Origin of the sequence: Paenibacillus typhae, from assembly GCF_900099765.1 — a bacterium.
Classification (GTDB): domain Bacteria; phylum Bacillota; class Bacilli; order Paenibacillales; family Paenibacillaceae; genus Paenibacillus_AQ; species Paenibacillus_AQ typhae.
In genome coordinates, this window is the sequence record NZ_FNDX01000006.1 from 1 (window position 1) to 17846 (window position 17846).

The 17846-nt window shown below is 53.6% G+C and carries 16 protein-coding genes; 15 read left to right on the top strand and 1 reads right to left on the bottom strand.

Annotation, left to right across the window (positions count from 1 at the left end; genetic code table 11):
* The first annotated feature begins 475 nt into the window (after nt 1-475).
* From BLR64_RS07040 to BLR64_RS07070, 7 genes are all read left to right on the top strand, one after another.
* On the top strand, nt 476-1102 hold the full coding sequence (locus BLR64_RS07040; RefSeq protein ID WP_090713458.1) for a ribonuclease HII: 627 nt from the start codon (nt 476-478) through the stop codon (nt 1100-1102).
* A 78-nt stretch (nt 1103-1180) separates the two neighbouring features.
* A complete protein-coding gene (locus BLR64_RS07045) occupies nt 1181-3391 on the top strand; it encodes a hypothetical protein (RefSeq protein WP_090713459.1) in 2211 nt (736 codons plus the stop codon).
* Nucleotides 3388-3693, top strand: a complete 306-nt coding sequence (locus BLR64_RS07050) for an EscU/YscU/HrcU family type III secretion system export apparatus switch protein (protein ID WP_068724052.1) — start codon at nt 3388-3390, stop codon at nt 3691-3693. Before BLR64_RS07045 ends, BLR64_RS07050 begins: the two co-directional genes overlap by 4 nt.
* A complete protein-coding gene (locus tag BLR64_RS07055; RefSeq protein WP_090713460.1) occupies nt 3690-4076 on the top strand; it encodes a YraN family protein in 387 nt (128 codons plus the stop codon). The genes BLR64_RS07050 and BLR64_RS07055 overlap by 4 nt, the downstream gene beginning before the upstream one ends.
* A gap of 138 nt (nt 4077-4214) precedes the next feature.
* Nucleotides 4215-4628 carry a hypothetical protein gene (locus BLR64_RS07060; protein ID WP_090713461.1) on the top strand — a complete coding sequence of 138 codons (414 nt, stop codon included), beginning with the start codon at nt 4215-4217 and terminating at the stop codon, nt 4626-4628.
* Between the two features lie 139 nt (nt 4629-4767).
* Entirely contained in the window at nt 4768-5277 is a 510-nt protein-coding gene (locus BLR64_RS07065) for a metallophosphoesterase (protein WP_090713462.1), read from the top strand.
* A gap of 142 nt (nt 5278-5419) precedes the next feature.
* Entirely contained in the window at nt 5420-7135 is a 1716-nt protein-coding gene (locus BLR64_RS07070) for a YifB family Mg chelatase-like AAA ATPase (RefSeq protein ID WP_090713664.1), read from the top strand.
* Nucleotides 7136-7293: 158 nt separating this feature from the next.
* On the opposite strand, the gene BLR64_RS07075 is transcribed toward BLR64_RS07070, so the two are convergent.
* Nucleotides 7294-7722 (bottom strand): organic hydroperoxide resistance protein, encoded by a 429-nt coding sequence (locus tag BLR64_RS07075; protein ID WP_090713463.1) that lies wholly within the window; start codon nt 7720-7722, stop codon nt 7294-7296.
* A gap of 149 nt (nt 7723-7871) precedes the next feature.
* Here BLR64_RS07075 and BLR64_RS07080 point away from each other — a divergent pair, with 149 nt between their 5' ends.
* The 8 genes from BLR64_RS07080 (at nt 7872) to hslU (ending at nt 17819) form a co-directional block, all read left to right on the top strand.
* Nucleotides 7872-8336 (top strand): MarR family winged helix-turn-helix transcriptional regulator, encoded by a 465-nt coding sequence (locus tag BLR64_RS07080; protein ID WP_090713464.1) that lies wholly within the window; start codon nt 7872-7874, stop codon nt 8334-8336.
* 237 nt (nt 8337-8573) lie between these two features.
* Nucleotides 8574-9731 (top strand): ADP-forming succinate--CoA ligase subunit beta, encoded by a 1158-nt coding sequence (gene sucC / locus BLR64_RS07085; RefSeq protein WP_068724042.1) that lies wholly within the window; start codon nt 8574-8576, stop codon nt 9729-9731.
* Nucleotides 9732-9776: 45 nt separating this feature from the next.
* Nucleotides 9777-10706 (top strand): succinate--CoA ligase subunit alpha, encoded by a 930-nt coding sequence (gene sucD / locus BLR64_RS07090; RefSeq protein ID WP_068724040.1) that lies wholly within the window; start codon nt 9777-9779, stop codon nt 10704-10706.
* A gap of 227 nt (nt 10707-10933) precedes the next feature.
* Complete coding sequence (dprA, locus tag BLR64_RS07095) at nt 10934-12052, top strand: DNA-processing protein DprA (RefSeq protein ID WP_090713465.1); 1119 nt, start codon at nt 10934-10936, stop codon at nt 12050-12052.
* A gap of 88 nt (nt 12053-12140) precedes the next feature.
* The gene (gene topA / locus BLR64_RS07100) at nt 12141-14237 is read left to right on the top strand and encodes a type I DNA topoisomerase (RefSeq protein ID WP_068724036.1); all 2097 of its coding nucleotides are present in this window, start codon (nt 12141-12143) and stop codon (nt 14235-14237) included.
* A 20-nt stretch (nt 14238-14257) separates the two neighbouring features.
* Entirely contained in the window at nt 14258-15622 is a 1365-nt protein-coding gene (gene trmFO / locus BLR64_RS07105) for an FADH(2)-oxidizing methylenetetrahydrofolate--tRNA-(uracil(54)-C(5))-methyltransferase TrmFO (RefSeq protein WP_415840990.1), read from the top strand.
* Between the two features lie 220 nt (nt 15623-15842).
* A complete protein-coding gene (gene hslV, locus BLR64_RS07110; RefSeq protein ID WP_090713467.1) occupies nt 15843-16385 on the top strand; it encodes an ATP-dependent protease subunit HslV in 543 nt (180 codons plus the stop codon).
* Nucleotides 16386-16418: 33 nt separating this feature from the next.
* Complete coding sequence (gene hslU / locus BLR64_RS07115; protein ID WP_090713468.1) at nt 16419-17819, top strand: ATP-dependent protease ATPase subunit HslU; 1401 nt, start codon at nt 16419-16421, stop codon at nt 17817-17819.
* Nucleotides 17820-17846 lie beyond the last annotated feature (27 nt).

Consider the following 17846-nt stretch of genomic DNA (forward strand, 5'->3'; position numbering starts at 1 on the left):
CCCGTAAAGAGACGTTCTATAAGTCCAGAAGACGAAGTGAATCGTCTGTGGGAAGGGAGTCCGAGGGGCTCATAGTACCAAGGAACCTAAGGACAACATAACCTTAGGGAGGGAAGGAGCCCTGCTTTGTTCATGTTTCACCAAGAGGTACGAGTCCGTGAATGCCCAAAGCGGCTAACGACACGCAAGAAAACACTCAAGAACTCGACAGGGGAAACTAGGTCATGGGCCAAGGCCAGAATGCTGCATGCCCATGAATGACGAACATCGGAAAGCCGTATGAGGGAAAACCTCACGTACGGTTTGATGAGGAGGGGCTGAATTTATTCAGCCCTTTACTCTAGCGGGTAGTAAGGGGGCTAAGGGAGTCCTGGATTATTTTATAAGCAGAAAGATGGATGACCCCGGAAGTCCTCTTGTGATAAGCTGGCAAATAGAGAAGGGCCTTAAGAATAGATATGGCGGTGGAAAATTGATGAGCAGTATAGATATGCTGAGTTTTGAAAAAGCGGGCTGGGAACAGTCATACCGCAGGATTGCCGGAGTGGACGAAGTGGGCAGAGGCTGTCTGTTTGGGGATGTGGTGGCAGCGGCGGTGATTTTGCCGGAGGGCCTGATTATAGACGGGGTTGACGATTCGAAGAAGCTGACAGCGAAGAAACGGGAAGCGCTGTATGAGATCATAATGGAGCAGGCGCTGGCTGTCTGTGTCGGTCATGTAGAGTCTGCAGTAATTGACGAGATTAATATTAAGCAAGCCTCACGTCTGGCGATGAAAAAAGCGGTTGAGGGACTTGGTGAAGCTGCCGATTATCTGCTGGTAGATGCGGAAAAGGTGGATTTGCCGCTGCCGCAGCAGGCGATCATTAAAGGGGATGCCAACAGCCAGTCCATTGCTGCAGCCTCGATCGTAGCCAAAGTGACCCGGGACCGGCTGTGTGAAGGCCTGTGGGAGGAATTATATCCGGACTACGGCATTAAAATACATAAAGGCTATGCGACTAAGCTGCACCGGGAGCAGATTCTGTCACTGGGGCCCACCCCGATGCACAGACGCAGCTTTATCGGAAAAATTCTGGCTGAGCAGCAGACCTTATTTTGAGTCGTTAATTTTTTATAAAATGGACGGTAAATACCGATAAAAATAAATATCAGAATATGAAGAGAGGAGGAATGCGGCATGAATATCGGGTCATTATTTCGCGGCCTGCTGGGTGACAGCAGACCCGGGGAGGCCAAGTCACTGGAGCTGAAGGAAGGTCAGGTTGTCCGGGGTGTAGTGCTGAGTGTTTCGGAATCCGGCAAGGAAGCGGTAGTGCAGATTCAGGGAACCCCTGTCCGTGCTGAGCTGGAAACACCGCTTGCACCGGGGCAGTCGATGACTCTTCAGGTCGAACCTCCGGGGGAAGGCGGGCTGCCGGTGCTGAAGCCGCTGACGCCGGGTGAAGCTGCGCTGGTATCTCCGCAAAGCATGGGGGAAGCGCTGGAATCACTGGGACTTAAAGACGCGAAGGCCGGTAAAGAGATTGTAATAGCAATGCAGTCCGGAGGACTGCCGCTGACCAAAGAAACCGCACTCAAGCTGGATGCGATTATGAACGCCAAGCCTCAGGGAGTACCGGCTTCAGAATGGCTGGAGGCGGCTGTGCTCTCGGTGAAGCGCGGACTGCCGGTAACCGCTGAGAGTGTGAAGGGTCTTCAGCAGGCGGTCTTTGGACCGAAGCTGCATGAGCTGTTGTCCAAGCTTGAGACGGAGCTTGGTGTATGGGCACAGCAGGCAGGAGAAGCGGAGAGCGGAAAAGCTGGCGGTACGGCTATGACTAAGGGGGCGGGTGTTCCGCCAGCGGATCATACTGCCGCAACTGTGGCGGCTGGCAACGCGGCTGCAGAGCCGGAAGAAGCTGCCGGCACTGCCAAGACCACAGCCTCGCCTGCCGGTGCTGAAAGCGGCTCCCGCACGGTACTAGCGGGCACGCAGGCGACGGCCGCCGGAGCAGCAGATCACGCTGTGCGTGCAGCGGCGGGTACGGCCGGGCAAATGGCAGCGGAGAACAATGCAGGAGAAATGGCAGCAGAGAACAATGCCGGGGGAACGACAGTGGAGAACGAAGCCGGAGTGCCGGCTGCTGCTAAAGGAGCGGCCGGCAAGGAAATGCCGGTTTCGGGAACTACAGCGGCTGGGACTTCAGCTGCAGGAGCACAGGGGAATCCGGCAGTCCGGGCCGGAGCAGATGCTGCTGGCGCAGCCGTTAATCCGCAGTCTGCGGATGCCGGAGAAGCCGCCGGGGCAACTGGCGTGCCTGTCAAATCCGGGGCGGGGGATACCGCAGGAGTGCCGGGCTCAGCTGCCAAAGCCGGGAACACAGCGGCTGGCGGTACTGCCGGGAATGCAGGCATAGCGCAGCCGCAGCCGGCCGCCGGTGAGGAACCGGCGGATGCTGCTGGTAAGGGAGGCACTGCTATGAAGAGTGCCGACGGCCAGCCGGCACCCTCCGGTGCGGCTGTAACCGGAGGCGCCCTGCTCGCGAAGCTGCAGGGCGTGCTTACCGAGCTGCGCGGCACGCTGCCGCAGCTCACAGACCAGGCTGGCGCTGCCGCCCAGCCTGAGGAGGGCGCCCCGCCTGCTGCGCCGGCGGGGCGAGAGCCAGCCCGCGCGGCCGGCACGCCGCGCGGGGACAGCCCGGCTGCTGCGCAGCAGCCGGGCCAGGCACCCGCCCCTGCCCAAGACACGGAGTCTTGGGTGGGGCGGGTGCTGAAGCTGCTCGGTGCGGAGCACGAGCAGCAGGCTGTGCGCGGCGGCGCAGCGGCCGCGCAGGCGGCGTCCGGCGGCGGGGCGGAGGCCGCCGCCGATACGCTGAAGGGCGTGCTGCTGCAGGTCATGGGCAGCAGCGACGCCCCGCCCGCGGTCAAGGATGCCGCGGGCCAGATCGTGGCGCAGCTGACCGGACAGCAGCTGCTGCTGAACACGGACCGCACGGCGCCGTTCGCGCAGGTCACATTGTTCCTGCCGCTGCGCGGACCTGACGGCGAAGAGACAGCATCGGTGCATATTCAATCGCGGCGCGGCCGCAAGGGTGAACTGGATGCGGCGAACTGCCGCCTCTGGTTTGATCTGGACATGAAGCAGCTGGGCCAGACCCTGGTGGATGTCCAGGTGGTCGACCGGATCGTCAGCCTGAAGCTGCACAATAACGATCCATGGGTGCTTGAGCTGCTGGAGGGCCGCCGGGAGGAAATGGCGGCTGCCGCAGAGTCGATCGGGTACCAGCTGTCGAGCCTGCGGACCGAGCCGCTTCCGGAAATGAAGACGGCGTCCGGATCAGCCGCAGTGGCAGCCAAACTGGCCGAATATACACCGGATTCCTATAAAGGAGTCGATTACCGGATATGAGTGAGCAGGAGAAGCAGGAAGTATCGCAGCGGATGAAAAAGGCGGTAGCCCTGAAGTATACCCCCGGACAGAGCGAGGCTCCGGTAGTAGTGGCCAAAGGTCAGGGGGCGGTTGCCGATATGATTCTGCAGAAGGCCAAAGAGAACGGGGTGGCTGTACAGGAGGATGCTGCCCTGGTTGAGGTTCTCTCCAAACTGGATCTGGATCAGCAGATCCCGCCGGAGCTCTACAATCTGGTGGCGGAAATTCTTAGCTTTGTCTATCAGAGCGACAGATTAGCTGGAAAGCGGAAGATGCAATGAGGGAACTTCATGCTGGCGGCGCCTATAACCGGAAGGCCAAGGGGGCAGCAGCAGAAGCGGCAGCAGCACTATATCTGGCTTCGAGGGGTTACACTGTAGTGGAAGCCAACTGGCGCTGCCGCAGCGGGGAATTGGATCTGGTTGCGGAATATCAGGGCGCTCTGGTAATCATCGAGGTGCGCAGCCGCAGCGGAAGCCCATTGCCGGGAACGCCGGAGGAGTCCGTCGATGCCCGCAAAATCCGTCAGGTGCGCAGCACGGCAGAGGTATATCTGCATATGAAGGGCGAACAGGAGCGTACCGTTTCCTTTGATGTCATCAGTGTTCAGCTGAATCCGGATTTAAGCGTCGCCGCACTCCGTCATATCCGTGAAGCTTTTTGAAGAATGGCCCGTTCAGCCTGTCTTTGGTGGTAGTTATAGCCCTCATCCTTGGCAGCTCTGCACGCTTTGGGTCATTTCTCCCGGGAAATGGGTAAACATTATTGTGACTTTTAATGCTACCATGAGGAGGCGGTTCCCGTGAATAACCAACCGGTTAATATACAGGTAAGCTTTGCTTGCCAATATTGTGATCACAAGATTGAAGTGGATATGGGAGCCCGGCCTTCAGCCGTAATCTGCTGCAGCAATTGCAGTAAAAGCTTCACGATTATGCGCCCGGCCATCGCTGAGGAAATATTAATAGACTGGGAGAATGAGGCGCTGATTCAAAAGATCAGGGCTGAGAAAAGTCAGAGCAGCCACAGCAGCCTGATGAATCTGGTCATCCGGGTCATTGAGCTGCTAACCTGGCGCGACAGGGGCAATGGTCAGGTCGAAGCCATCAAGGAAATGCGCAAATGGCTGGTAGAGCATGAAGAAATCCCATCATTGGCAGAACTGATTCATCTGGATGCCACTCAGCGCTCGGGTAAACGGGAATGGCCGAAATGACGGCTGCTCAAGCCAAGGTTAATGCCGATTGAACTTAAGGATTAACGGGAGCCTGGCGGTACCTTTGCAGAAGGGTTGCCGCACAGCCGGCCGGATTCTTAAGTTTTATTTTTATATTACATAACGGGGGGAAATCCACATGCCGGATGTCTTTTTTACATCGGATCATCATTTTGGGCATAAGCTGATTATTGATTTTGAGTCCCGGCCTTTCGCAAATGTGCAGGAGATGGATGAGGCCTTGATTGCAAACTGGAATGCCGCGGTCGGACCTGAGGATACCGTTTTTCATCTGGGTGACTTTTCCTTTCTTGGCCTTGAGGCGACCAGTGCCATTATCAGCCGTCTGAACGGGTACAAAATACTCATTCTCGGCAACCATGACCGCGGGCGCGGGCGGAGCTGGTGGCTGGAAGCGGGTTTTGATGAGGTCAGTGAATACCCGCTGGTGTATAAGGACTTTTTCTTTCTTTCCCATGAGCCCATGTATATGAACAAGCATATGCCTTACGTAAATGTGCATGGTCATATTCACGGCCAGAAATATGAAGGGAACAATCATTTCAATATTTGCGTTGAGCATTCCGGCTATAAGCCTTTATCGTTCGCTGCAATCAGGGATGCGGTTGTGGTCAGTGAGGAAGGATAATGGATTGCAAAAAGCTTGATAATAGCGCGGCTGTCTTTGTATACTAGGGATAGTCAGACTACGGAAAATGAGGAAGCACCTTTTTTCTTTAATGGATGACGCCCGGTGGGGGCGTATTTCAGGAGAAGAGGTGTTTTTTATTATGTACGGAAAAATGCATAGTGCCTGCCTGTACGGGATTGAAGGCGTGATGATCGGAGTGGAAATAGATCTGGCCAACGGCTTGCCCCAGACCAGCATTATCGGGCTGCCGGATTCAGCGATCCGTGAAGCGGTGGAAAGAGTGCGCGCAGCGGTCAAAAATTGCGGCTACCGCTATCCCCAGCAGCGGGTTACAGTCAATCTGGCTCCGGCAGATCTGCGTAAGGAAGGCTCAGCCTTCGATCTGGCCATTGCGCTGGGTATTCTGACGACCAGCGGCCAGCTGATGATGCCGGCGGCCGAAGAGATGCTGCTGATCGGCGAGCTGGCCCTCGACGGGAGCCTCAGGCCAGTGACCGGTGTGCTGCCGATGGTGGAGGCAGCCCGGCGGTCGGGCTTCAGCAAGGTGCTGGTGCCGCGCGGGAATGAGGCAGAGGCAGCGCTGATCAGCGGCATGGCTGTCTATGCAGCCGGTCATCTGCGTGAGCTGCCGCATCCTGCCGATGCCGGAACGGGAGCTGCTGACCAACCAGATGTGGTGTCAGATAAGCAGCGGCACATTCCGCAAGCTTCTGCAGATCATCCAGACAATGAACCGCCGCTCCCGTTTCCGGTTACTGTAATGGACAGCCAGGGCGATTCCGGCCGTATTCACCAGCCTGTCATGGCGCTTAATCTTGAACATTTGCGGTATCACCCGCAGCATAGTGTCAGCAGCTTATCAGGTACGGCTGATGAGATGCTGAGGGAGGACTTTGGAGATGTGCTCGGGCAGAGCCATGTGAAGCGGGCATTGACGATAGCTGCTGCCGGGATGCACAATATTATCCTGGCGGGGCCACCCGGTACGGGCAAGACTATGATGATCAAGCGGCTGCCTGGCATTCTGCCGGAGCTGAATGACAGCGAATCGCTGGAGGTCACCAAAATATTCAGTGCAGCCGGCAAGCTGACGGATACCCGCAGCGGGCTTTTGCGCAGCAGGCCCTTCCGTGCCCCGCATCATACCATTTCAGCGGCAGGGCTGATTGGCGGGGGAAGCATACCGAAGCCGGGGGAGGTGAGCCTGGCCCACCGGGGAGTGCTTTTTCTGGATGAGCTGCCTGAGTTCTCGCGGAATGTACTGGAGGTGCTGCGGCAGCCGCTGGAGGATAGCGTGGTTACGATAAGCCGCGCCCGTGCTGCCTTTACCTTTCCGGCCCGTTTTTTACTCGCCTGTTCCATGAATCCGTGCAGCTGCGGATACTTGGGGAACACGGGCACGCAGCAGCGGTGTACCTGCAGTCCGGCCAAGATTGCCCAGTACCGGGCTAAAATCTCCGGACCGCTGCTCGACCGGATTGACATGCAGGTGGATGTTCCCCGCCCGTCAGACTGGAAGGGGCAGGGCCCGGCCTTATCCTCAGCAGAAATGCGCAGGGATGTGCTGAGAGCCCAGCAGATTCAGGCAGAGCGTTACAGCAAACTGCCGATTTCCTGGAACAGCGAGCTGTCCGGGGCAGCGCTGCGCCGCTATGCGGCTCTGAATAAAGAGAGCAGTCTGCTGCTGCACGGGATTCTGGAAAGTCTCGGCCTCAGCATGCGGGCGCATGACCGGATTATTAAGCTCGCGAGAACCATCGCCGATCTGGAAGGGGCAGCCGCGATAAGCTCTGCCCATCTGGCGGAAGCTGTACAGTACCGCAATCTGGACAGGCAGGTAGTGGCTGAGGAGTAAGGGGGGGCAGCCTTTTTCCGAATCTTTTCCTTCATTATATATATCCCTATTTAACCTTGTTAACAGTTATGAAAAATCATTGCAAAGAACAAATAAGCCGTCCGGGTATACCCGGCGGCTTATTTGTTGCAACGCTGGCTCAGCTGCAAGAATGAAGATTACAGTACATTTAGCTCGACTGCAATGTTGCCGCGTGTAGCGCGGGAATAAGGGCAGGCGCCATGGGCGGCTTCTACCAGCTTCTCGGCTGTTTCGCGATCAACACCCTTTACCAGCACATCCAGCTTAACGGCAATCCCGAAGCCGCCGTCTTCGACTTTACCGAAGCTCACGGTGGCGGTAACTTCACTGCCCTCAATCTTCACTTTGCCAAGCCGCGCCACCATGTTCAGTGCGCTATCAAAGCAGGCGGAATATCCTGCTGCGAACAGCTGTTCAGGGTTGGTGCCTTCGCCGCCTGCTCCGCCCATTTCGCGGGGAGTGCTGATGGTCAGGTTCAGCTTTGGACTTTCCGATTCAATATACCCGTTTCTTCCGCCGACTGCTTTTACAGTAGTTTCATACATTTTTTGTTGGATAGTCATCATTACAAATCGCTCCCGTTCATTTTGTTTTATATATTGTACACAATTTAATTTAACACAATAAAAATAATAGTCAATATATTTTTTGCTATTAACATGATATTGCAGATGAATTGTGATAAAATAACGACATAAAGGCAGGTGAAGAAGAAATGCAAGAACCAACAACTACCCCTGAACTGATGCTTGATAATCAGCTGTGCTTTACGATCTACGCATGTTCGCGTGAATTTACGAAGCTGTACCAGCCTCATCTGGACAAAATCGGACTAACATATTCGCAGTACCTGGTTATGATTGTGCTGTGGGAGAAGCAGCAGTGCACAGTCAAGGAGCTTGGCGAAGCCCTGTTCCTGGATTCCGGTACGCTGACTCCGCTGCTGAAGAGGCTGCAGGCCGCGGGCCTGATTCTTCGCGAACGCTCCCTGCAGGATGAACGCAAGGTGCTCATCTCGCTGACCGAGAAGGGCTGGGATCTGAAAAACGAAGCCGTCTGCATACCCGCGAAGATGGCGGAAGGCACAATGCTCTCGGCAGAGGAATTTGTCCATCTGCTGGGCCAGTTCAAGGACCTGCTCGGCCGGATTCACGAAGCCAATAATAATGCAACTAAATAGAAGTACAAGCCTGTGTCAATGCAATCGTTCGCATTCCGGCATGAAATCAAGCGAAAATATATGTATAAATAGTGAAAGTTTTTGAGGAAAGCGGAATTGAATCATGTTACAATATTCTGGGTTTCACTTTATATACTATAGGTAGGTGCAAATCTGTACCCCGCTGATCAAAACGGAATGCGGCATGGCTGCAGGCTGCCTGCAAAAGCCGCCGCAACACTTTAGGAGGCTTCCGGTATGAATATCCACGAGTATCAGGGAAAAGAAGTACTTAAGAAGTACGGCGTTGCCGTACCGAACGGAAAAGTTGCTTATACAGTGGAGGAAGCAGTAGAGGCTGCAGCATCACTCGGTACGCCGGTGGTGGTAGTGAAGGCTCAGATTCATGCAGGCGGAAGAGGGAAAGCCGGAGGGGTCAAGGTCGCCAAGTCTCTCGATGAGGTCCGCACCTATGCGGGAGAAATCCTCGGAAAGACGCTGGTCACCCATCAGACCGGACCGGAAGGCAAGGAAGTGAAACGGCTGCTCATTGAAGAGGGCTGCCAGATTGCCAAAGAATACTATATTGGAATTGTTGTAGACCGCAGTTCCGGCCGGGTGGTCATGATGGCCTCTGAAGAAGGCGGAACGGAAATTGAAGAGGTGGCGGCAACCCATCCGGAGAAGATTTTCAAAGAAATCATTGATCCGGCTGTAGGACTGCAGACCTTCCAGGCACGCAAACTGGCGTACAGCATCGCTATTCCGAATGAACTGGTCAATAAAGCGGTCAAGTTCATGCAAGCGCTCTATTTGGCTTTTGTGGATAAAGATTGCTCGATCGCAGAGATTAATCCGCTGGTCGTGACCGCTGACGGAAATGTAATGGCGCTTGATGCCAAGCTGAACTTTGACTCGAATGCTTTGTTCCGCCATAAGGATATTCAAGAGCTCCGCGACCTCGATGAAGAGGATGAGAAGGAGATTGAGGCCTCCAAATTTGATCTCAGCTACATTGCCCTCGACGGCAATATCGGCTGTATGGTTAATGGTGCGGGACTGGCAATGGCTACAATGGATATTATTAAATATTACGGCGGCGAGCCGGCCAACTTCCTGGATGTAGGGGGCGGCGCGACAACCGAGAAGGTTACCGAAGCGTTCAAAATTATTTTGTCTGACGACAAGGTAAACGGCATCTTTGTCAATATTTTCGGCGGTATTATGCGCTGTGATGTCATTGCTGAAGGCGTGGTGGAAGCCGCGCGGCAGCTTGGACTGACCAAACCGCTTGTCGTCCGGCTGGAAGGAACCAATGTGGCACTGGGCAAGCAGATTCTCGCCGGTTCAGGACTCAATATCGTGGCAGCAGATTCCATGGCGGACGGTGCCCGTAAAATTGTTTCTCTTGTGTAACCCAAGTCTCGTATTCGACAAACTAAGTAGGGATGTGACCAAACGATGAGCATTCTTGTAGATAAAAATACGAAAGTCATCACACAGGGAATTACGGGCTCGACCGGATTGTTCCATACCAAAGGCGCACTGGATTACGGGACCCAGATGGTAGGCGGCGTAACTCCGGGCAAAGGGGGGACCTCCGTCAACATTACGCTCGAAAATGGAAGTGAGGTCAGCCTGCCGGTATTTGATACGGTCGTTCAGGCTAAAGCGGCCACCGGTGCAACGGCCAGTGTCATTTACGTTCCGCCTGCCTTTGCCGCTGACTCCATCATGGAAGCTGTGGATGCGGAGCTTGACCTCGTCATCTGTATCACAGAAGGCATTCCCGTGCTGGATATGGTCAAAGTATCGCGCTATATGGAAGGGAAGTCCACTGTCCTTATCGGCCCTAACTGTCCTGGCGTTATTACGCCTGGAGAGTGTAAGATCGGCATCATGCCGGGCTACATTCATACCCCCGGATATGTGGGTGTGGTCTCCCGCAGCGGAACCCTTACCTATGAAGCGGTGCATCAGCTGACCGAACGCGGAATCGGGCAGTCATCGGCTGTCGGGATCGGCGGAGATCCGGTAAAAGGCTCAGAGTTTATTGATATTTTGAAGCTTTTTAATGAAGATCCGGGAACAAAAGCAGTCATTATGATCGGCGAGATCGGAGGGACAGCGGAGGAAGAGGCTGCACTTTGGATCAAAGAGAACATGACGAAGCCTGTAGTCGGATTTATCGGCGGTGTTACGGCACCTCCGGGTAAACGGATGGGCCATGCCGGGGCAATCATTTCCGGAGGTAAAGGCACTGCCAGCGAAAAAATCGCCGTGCTGGAATCCTGTGGAATCAAAGTAGCGCCAACACCGGCTGAAATGGGCTCTACCCTTGTAAGTGTTCTTGAGGAGCGCGGTATTCTGAATGCTTTTACCACCCATTAATTTGGAGGCAGTCAGGTTCGCTCAAAAAATCATTGTGCTCTAATCTGTCAAGTAGTATGATTTGTTAAAGGTAAGCAACCTTTTATTCCTGCGTGCAGGGTAAAGGGTTGCTTTTTTTTTGTGTTTATGTCCTCTGATTTCAGCTCTTCGCAGCGGCAGCTTGCTTTTTTTACAGCATTATCACAAAATAGGGAAGGTTGACCCTTCCATCCAAAGGGAGTGTTCACATGGATACACGTGATTTGTTATTCGGACTGAATGAAGTGGAGGGGATTGGCTGGAAAAGCATCGACAAAATCCGCAGAGCGGGACTTTTGTCGGATCAGGCCTTTCATTGCCGGGCTGAGGATTGGCAGGAGGTCGGATTATCCGCGAAAATGTCACAGCGGCTGGCGGAGACGTTCGATGCCGGATGGGTGCAAAGGCGCCGCCTTTTAATGGAAGAAAGCGGTGCAGCGATGATCACTATTCTGGATGAGGAATATCCTGCAATGCTCAAAGAAACGGCCGAGCCACCCTGGGTGCTCTATTACCGCGGTGCCCTGAAGCTTGCTTCGCAGCCTGCAATCGCCATGGTGGGGACTCGGGTACCAACTGCCTACGGTCGGAGGATTGGAGAAATACTGGCTGGGCAGCTCAGCCGGTCCGGTCTTGCTGTAGTGAGCGGTCTGGCCCGCGGAATCGACAGCATCTGCCATGAAGCTGCACTGGCTTGCGGCGGAAATACCGTAGCAGTAGTTGCTACAGGACTCGACAATGTTTACCCGCCCGAGAACAGGGAGCTGGAAAGGGAAATTTCACGTAAAGGGCTTGTGCTCAGCGAATATCCGCTGGGAACCAAAAGCCATCCGGGACTTTTTCCGCAGCGCAACCGGATTATCGCCGGCCTGACGCTGGGAACGGTGGTTGTGGAAGCGGACAGCCGCAGCGGATCACTGATAACCGCTGATGCCGCCCTGGAAGCAGGAAGGGATGTGTTCGCCGTTCCCGGACCTGTAACCTCTCCCAAAAGCAGGGGGGCGCTTGAGCTGATTAAGCAGGGGGCTAAACTAGTAACCGGCGCCGAAGATATTTTGGAAGAATACATATCAATTTTGCCTGTAAAAGCAGGAGAATCGGGCGGAAATCCGTCTTTTGACCCCGGGCGCGGAGACGGGCTCACCGAAAAGAAATTGACAAGTGAGGAGTCTCACCTATACCATATACTGCATCAAGGCCCGTTTACACTGGATGAGCTGCTTTCCAGAACAAGCTGGGATTTTGGACATTTGCATTCAGTTCTGTTATCTTTAATCATAAAAAAAGCGGTAACACAATTGCCGGGTGCAATTTATAAGGTAATTTAATATAGAAGGAACAGAGTTGAGCATATTCCCTCCATCCCTTTTACCGGAATGAGGTCCAGGCTCACATCACTTTTAGGAGGATTAACCTATGGCGGATACACTGGTCATTGTCGAATCGCCGGCCAAAGCGAAGACAATCGGCAAATATTTAGGCAGTAAATATATAGTAAAGGCATCTATGGGACATATCAGAGATTTGCCTAAGAGTCAGATTGGCGTCGAGGTAGAGAATGATTTCAGTCCCAAGTACATCACCATCCGCGGCAAGGGCTCTATTCTGAAGGAACTTAAGGATGCCAGCAAAAAAGTGAAAAAAGTCTATCTGGCGGCTGACCCGGACCGTGAAGGGGAAGCCATTGCCTGGCATCTGGCGCATGCGCTGGATCTGGATAATACCGAGGAGTGCCGGGTTGTTTTTAACGAGATTACGAAGCAGGCGGTCAAGGATGCCTTCAAGACACCGCGCAAAATCAATATGGACCTGGTGAATGCCCAGCAGGCCCGTAGAATTCTTGACCGGCTTGTAGGCTACAAGATCAGCCCACTATTATGGAAGAAAGTCAAAAAAGGCCTGTCGGCCGGCCGGGTGCAATCGGTAGCGGTTAAGATTATCATGGACCGTGAGAATGAAATTTCGGCATTTGTACCGACGGAATACTGGAGTATCACTGCAAAGCTGGGCATCAAGGGTACTGACTTTGAAGCAAAGTTTCATAAGCTGAACGGTGAGAAAAAAGAGCTCGGCAAGGAAAGCGACGTCCAGGAGGTCCTGGAAGCGATTAAGAACGCTGATTTCCGGGTAGCCGAAGTTAAGGAAAAGGAAAGACAGCGCCATCCTTCGGCGCCGTTTACAACAAGCTCTCTGCAGCAGGAGGCTGCCCGCAAGCTTGGGTTCCGCGCAGCCAAAACGATGTCTGTGGCTCAGCAGCTGTATGAAGGAGTGGAGCTCGGCAAGGAAGGCACAGTCGGTCTGATTACCTATATGCGTACCGACTCCACGCGTATCTCCACAACAGCCCAGGATGAGGCCAAGGAGCTGATTCTGGCCAAATACGGTGAGAAATTTGTTCCTGAAGCTCCGCGCCAGTATTCCAAAAAAGCTGCGGGGGCCCAGGATGCGCACGAAGCGATCCGTCCAACCTCGGCACTGCGTGAGCCGGAACTCGTCAAGGAGTTCATGAGCCGCGATCAATTCCGCCTGTATAAGCTGATCTGGGAGAGATTCCTGTCCAGCCAGATGTCCTCGGCGCTTCTTGATACCCTCTCGGTGGATATTTCTGCAGGAACAGCGGTTTTCCGGGCTGTAGGCTCCAAGGTGTCCTTCCCCGGATTTATGAAGGTCTATGTAGAAGGCAATGACGACGGAACGACTGACGAAGAGAAATTCCTGCCGCCGCTTAAGGCGGGCGACGAGCTCGACAAGCAGGGAATTGAGCCCAAGCAGCACTTTACCCAGCCGCCGCCGCGTTACACGGAAGCACGTCTGGTCAAAACGCTGGAAGAGCTGGGCATAGGCCGCCCGAGTACGTATGCCCCTACGCTGGAGACTATTCAGAAGCGCGGCTACGTTGCAATTGAAGAGAAAAAGTTTATGCCAACCGAGCTTGGCGAGCTGATCATAGAGCAGATGGAACAGTTCTTCCCGGAAATTCTCGATGTAGAATTTACAGCCCACATGGAAGGTGATCTTGACCATGTGGAGGAAGGTGCGGAGGATTGGGTCAAAGTACTGGCTGGATTTTACGAATCCTTCGAGAAGCGCCTGGAATTTGCTGAAGAAGAAATGAAAGAGATTGAGATTGAGGATGAGGTTTCGGATGAGCTCTGCGAGAAATGCGGCAAACCGATGGTTTATAAGCTCGGCCGGTTCGGTAAATTTCTGGCTTGCTCCGGGTTTCCGGACTGCCGGAATACAAAGCCAATTGTGAAGGATATCGGGGTCACCTGTCCTAAATGTAACGAAGGCAAGGTTGTAGAGCGCCGCAGCAAGAAGGGACGTGTGTTCTACGGCTGTGACCAGTATCCGGGCTGTGACTTTGTATCCTGGGACCGCCCGTCGCTTAAACCATGTCCCGCTTGCGGCTCCTGGATGATAGAAAAGCGCAATAAACAAGGCACCAAGCTTCAATGCACCTCCTGTGATCATACAGAAGCTGTGATTGAGGGCGAAGAATTAGCAGAATAATAGATTTTTAGCAGGAGGAAATGAATTTGAAAGACACAGCAAAAGTAACAGTAATTGGCGCGGGGCTTGCCGGCAGTGAAGCTGCCTGGCAGATTGCTTCAAGCGGGGTTCCCGTTAAACTATATGAAATGAGACCGGCGGTTAAAACGCCGGCCCACCATACCGACCAATTTGCCGAGCTGGTGTGCAGCAATTCCCTGCGGGCAAACGGACTGGGCAATGCAGTAGGAGTGCTGAAGGAGGAAATGCGCCGCCTGAACTCGCTTGTGCTTGGAGCCGCCGACCGTCATGCAGTGCCTGCCGGCGGTGCACTGGCGGTAGACCGTGACGGATTCTCGGGAGAGATCACCCGCACCCTGCACGATCATCCGCTCGTAGAAGTTGTTAATGAAGAGTTGACCCGGATTCCTGAGGAAGGTATTGTCGTTATTGCGACCGGCCCGCTAACCTCCCCGGCATTGTCCGCCGAGATCAAGGCACTGCTTGGTGAAGAATATTTCTACTTCTACGATGCGGCAGCCCCGATTGTCGAGAAGGACAGCATCGATATGAGCAAGGTCTATCTGGCATCCCGGTATGACAAGGGTGAAGCGGCCTATCTGAACTGTCCGATGAATGAGGAAGAATTCGACCGTTTCTATGATGCTCTGATTACTGCCGAGACTGCAGCGCTCAAGGAATTTGAGAAGGAAATCTATTTTGAAGGCTGTATGCCGATTGAAATTATGATGAAGCGCGGCAAGCAGACAGCGCTATTCGGACCAATGAAGCCGGTAGGACTATTGAATCCCCACACCGGGAAGCTGCCTTACGCAGTTGTTCAGCTGCGCCAGGACAATGCTGCCGGTACGCTCTACAATCTGGTGGGCTTCCAGACACATTTGAAATGGGGCGAGCAAAAGCGTGTATTCTCCATGATTCCAGGCCTGGAGAATGCCGAATATGTCCGTTACGGGGTAATGCACCGTAATACGTTTATCAATTCGCCTAAGCTGCTTCACCCGACTTATCAGATGAAGGGACATGAAAGACTGTTTTTTGCCGGCCAGATGACAGGCGTTGAGGGTTATGTCGAGTCTGCCGCATCCGGTATGATTGCCGGAATCAACGCAGCCAGAGCGGCGCAAGGCGAGGAAGGGCTGATATTCCCCGGAGACAGCGTGCTTGGCAGTATGCCGGCCTACATTACTTCCGCTGATCCGGAGCATTTCCAGCCAATGAACGCCAACTTTGGGCTGCTGCCGAAGCTGGAAAAGAAGATCCGCAACAAAAAAGAAAAGAATGAGCTGCTTGCCCACCGTGCGCTGGATAGCTTGGCTGTATTTGCCAGCCGGACAGGCCTTACCTATAAAGAACCGGAGACTGTGGAGCCTGGGCAGTCATAATTTGAAGTTTGCAATGCATAAGCTTATGATTTATAGAGGATGAACTTAGGAATGCTATGACCTTCATTCTTAAGTTCATTTATTTTAAAATATCAGAAAATATAAACCTGCGGTCTTATACAGATCTGATATTTCTCGCAGAAACGGTTACTGCCTTCCCTGAAGGACAGCTATGTCGTTTCTACTTGGGAGTAAGTTTATTCTAGGAGGTTGCCAAATTATGTTACCTAGCTTTCATGCAACTACTATTTGCGCCGTAAGACATAACGGTCATGCTGCAATCGCAGGCGACGGACAGGTTACCTTTGGCGAGAGCGTCATTATGAAGACTACTGCCAAAAAAGTGCGCCGGCTGTACAGAGGACAAGTCATCGCCGGCTTTGCGGGTTCGGTAGCCGATGCAATCACCCTGTTTGAAAAGTTTGAAGGCAAGCTTGAAGAGCATCACGGCAACTTGCAGCGTTCAGCGGTCGAGCTGGCCAAGGATTGGCGTCAGGACCGCATTCTGCGCAAGCTGGAGGCGCTGATGATCGTGATGGATAAGGAAGGCATGCTGCTTATTTCCGGCAATGGGGAAATCATTGAGCCTGATGACGATGTGCTTGCCATCGGCTCCGGCGGCAACTTTGCGTTAGCCTCGGGCAGGGCACTGAAACGTCATGCGTCGAATTTGAGTGCGGCCGAGATTGCCAGGGAGGCACTGCGGATTGCATCCGAGATTTGCGTGTATACCAATTCCAATATTATCGTTGAACAATTGTAGGCACGGTGCCACAGAAAGAGGGAGGAAGTCGTAATGGTGAATCAATCGCTCACACCCCGCCAGATCGTCGCTGAACTTGATAAATATATCGTCGGCCAGAAGCAGGCAAAAAAGTCGGTGGCAGTTGCCCTCCGCAACCGTTACCGCCGCAGCCAGCTAAGCGAAGAGCTGCGTGATGAGATTGTACCCAAGAATATACTGATGATCGGTCCTACCGGCGTCGGAAAAACCGAAATTGCCCGACGGCTTGCCAAGCTGGTCAATGCCCCCTTTATTAAAGTTGAAGCTACAAAGTTCACTGAAGTAGGTTATGTGGGCCGTGACGTTGAATCGATGGTCCGGGATCTTGTGGAGACCTCTATCCGCATGGTTAAGCTGGAGCGGACGGATAAGGTGAAGGACCGGGCAGAGGAGCTTGCCAATGAACGGATCGTCGCGATTCTCGCACCGTCCTCCTCCAAGAATAAATCCCAGCGTAACCCGTTTGAGATGATTTTCGGCGGGAACAGCGGCAATGCCGAAGACAGCAAGGAAGAGCCTGAGGACGGCAGTCTGAGTGAACGCCGCCGCGGAATCAAGTTCAAGCTGCTGGCAGGACAGCTCGAAGAAGACATCATCGAAATTGACGTGGAAGATACGGCTCCGACGATGCTGGATATGTTCGCCGGCCAGGGCAATGATCAAATGGGAATGAATATGCAGGAGATGTTCGGAAGCCTGCTGCCCAAGCGAACCAAAAAACGCAAGCTGCCTATCAAGGAAGCGCGTAAGGTGCTGATTCAGGACGAGGCTGCCAAGCTGATTGACATGGACGATGTCATCCAGGAATCGGTGGCCCGTGCGGAGCAATCCGGCATTATTTTTGTAGATGAGATTGACAAGGTGGCCAGCCAGGGGAAAGGCTCCGGGCCTGATGTTTCAAGGGAAGGCGTACAGCGCGATATTCTACCTATTGTCGAGGGCTCTACGGTTATGACCAAATACGGCCCTGTGAAGACCGACTACGTGCTGTTTATCGCAGCCGGGGCGTTTCATATCGCCAAGCCTTCAGATCTGATTCCCGAGCTTCAGGGACGCTTCCCGATCCGGGTAGAGCTGAGCAGCCTGACGCTGGAGGATTTTGTGTCCATTCTGACCGAGCCCCAGAATGCGCTGACCAAGCAATATGTAAATCTGCTCAAAACAGAGAACATCGAGATCCAGTTCAAGGATGAGGCTATTCAGGAGATCGCCAGAATTGCTGCTTCTGTCAACCAGAACATGGAGAATATCGGAGCCCGGCGCCTGCACACTATTCTGGAGAAGCTGCTCGAAGACCTTTCTTTTGAAGCGCCTGAGCTGACGCTTGAGACTATGGTCATTACGCCGGAGTATGTTCGCGAAAAACTGTCAGGAATCGCTCAAGACCGCGATTTAAGTCAATACATCCTGTAAAACAGGGAAGAATTGGAATTCCTTAAA